Annotated in this window: 1 rRNA gene; it reads left to right on the plus strand. The window is 51.6% G+C overall.

Going from position 1 to position 2,714, the window contains the following annotated elements:
- Positions 1-27: 27 nt before the first annotated feature.
- Positions 28-2,714 (plus strand): 23S ribosomal RNA (locus GNT65_RS20335); the annotation flags it as partial.

Consider the following 2,714-nt stretch of genomic DNA (forward strand, 5'->3'; position numbering starts at 1 on the left):
CTCAGATGAAACTCATTTGGGTTGTATGGTTAAGTGACTAAGCGTATACGGTGGATGCCTTGGCAGTCAGAGGCGATGAAGGACGTAGTAACTTGCGAAAAGCGTTGGCGAGCTAGTAACAAGCATTTGAGCTAACGATGTCCGAATGGGGAAACCCGGCACCATAAGGTGTCATCACTAAGTGAATACATAGCTTAGTGAGGCGAACGAGGGGAACTGAAACATCTAAGTACCCTTAGGAAAAGAAATCAACCGAGATTCCCCTAGTAGCGGCGAGCGAACGGGGATTAGCCCTTAAGCCTAGAGGGTGTTAGTGGAATGTGTTGGAAAGCACAGCGATACAGGGTGATAGCCCCGTACATGAAAACTAACTTTAGGTGAAAACGAGTAGGACGGGACACGTGATATCTTGTTCGAATATGGGGGGACCATCCTCCAAGGCTAAATACTCCTGACTGACCGATAGTGAACCAGTACCGTGAGGGAAAGGCGAAAAGAACCCCTGTGAGGGGAGTGAAATAGAACCTGAAACCGTATACGTACAAGCAGTGGGAGCGGTTCTTGAGACCGTGACTGCGTACCTTTTGTATAATGGGTCAGCGACTTACATTTTGTAGCGAGGTTAAGCGAATAGCGGAGCCGTAGGGAAACCGAGTGTTAACTGCGCGTTTAGTTGCAAGGTGTAGACCCGAAACCCGGTGATCTAGCCATGGGCAGGTTGAAGGTTGAGTAACATCAACTGGAGGACCGAACACACGTATGTTGAAAAATGCGGTGATGACTTGTGGCTGGGGGTGAAAGGCCAATCAAACCGGGAGATATCTGGTTCTCCTCGAAAGCTATTTAGGTAGCGCCTCGAGCGAATACCATTGGGGGTAGAGCACTGTTAAGGCTAGGGGGTCATCCCGACTTACCAACCCTTTGCAAACTCCGAATACCAATGAGTACTACTCGGGAGACACACGGCGGGTGCTAACGTCCGTCGTGAAAAGGGAAACAACCCAGACCATCAGCTAAGGTCCCAAAGTTATTGCTAAGTGGGAAACGATGTGGGAAGGCTTAGACAGCTAGGATGTTGGCTTAGAAGCAGCCATCATTTAAAGAAAGCGTAATAGCTCACTAGTCGAGTCGGCCTGCGCGGAAGATATAACGGGGCTAAGCAATACACCGAAGCTATGGGTACTAGCGCTTGCGCTAGTGCGGTAGAGGAGCGTTCTGTAAGCCGTTGAAGGTGAAGGGGTAACCCACGCTGGAGGTATCAGAAGTGCGAATGCTGACATGAGTAACGATAAAGGGGGTGAAAAACCTCCTCGCCGAAAGACCAAGGGTTCCTGTCCAACGTTAATCGGGGCAGGGTGAGTCGACCCCTAAGGCGAGGCCGAAAGGCGTAGTCGATGGGAAACGGGTTAATATTCCCGTACTTCTGCTAACTGCGATGGAGAGACGGAGAAGGCTAGGCTAGCGCGGCGTTGGTTGTCCGCGTTTAAGGCTGTAGGTAGGGTGCTTAGGCAAATCCGGGCACCTAATACTGAGAGTTGACGACGAGGTTCTACGGAACTGAAGTAGTTGATGCCATGCTTCCAGGAAAATCTTCTAAGCTTCAGGTTAGCAGGAATCGTACCCCAAACCGACACAGGTGGTCGGGTAGAGAATACCAAGGCGCTTGAGAGAACTCGGCTGAAGGAACTAGGCAAAATGGTACCGTAACTTCGGGAGAAGGTACGCTCCTGTTGGTGATGAGACTTGCTCTCTAAGCTGACGGGAGTCGCAGATACCAGGTGGCTGCAACTGTTTATCAAAAACACAGCACTGTGCAAAATCGCAAGATGACGTATACGGTGTGACGCCTGCCCGGTGCCGGAAGGTTAATTGATTGGGTTATCTTCGGAGAAGCTCATGATCGAAGCCCCGGTAAACGGCGGCCGTAACTATAACGGTCCTAAGGTAGCGAAATTCCTTGTCGGGTAAGTTCCGACCTGCACGAATGGCGTAATGATGGCCACGCTGTCTCCAGCCGAGACTCAGTGAAGTTGAAATTGCGGTGAAGATGCCGTATACCCGCGGCTAGACGGAAAGACCCCGTGAACCTTTACTATAGCTTGGCACTGAACATTGACCCTACATGTGTAGGATAGGTGGGAGACTTTGAAGCGGGAACGCCAGTTCTCGTGGAGTCAACCTTGAAATACCACCCTTGTAGTGTTGATGTTCTAACTCTGGCCCCTGAATCGGGGTTGAGGACAGTGCCTGGTGGGTAGTTTGACTGGGGCGGTCTCCTCCCAAAGAGTAACGGAGGAGCACGAAGGTTGGCTAAGTACGGTCGGACATCGTACGGTTAGTGCAATGGCATAAGCCAGCTTAACTGCGAGACATACACGTCGAGCAGGTGCGAAAGCAGGTCATAGTGATCCGGTGGTTCTGAATGGAAGGGCCATCGCTCAACGGATAAAAGGTACTCCGGGGATAACAGGCTGATACCGCCCAAGAGTTCATATCGACGGCGGTGTTTGGCACCTCGATGTCGGCTCATCACATCCTGGGGCTGAAGTCGGTCCCAAGGGTATGGCTGTTCGCCATTTAAAGTGGTACGCGAGCTGGGTTCAGAACGTCGTGAGACAGTTCGGTCCCTATCTGCCGTGGGCGTTGGATGATTGAAGGGAGCTGCTCCTAGTACGAGAGGACCGGAGTGGACGAACCGCTGGTGTTCGGGTTGT

Origin of the sequence: Shewanella insulae (assembly GCF_009831655.1) — a bacterium.
GTDB lineage: Bacteria > Pseudomonadota > Gammaproteobacteria > Enterobacterales > Shewanellaceae > Shewanella > Shewanella insulae.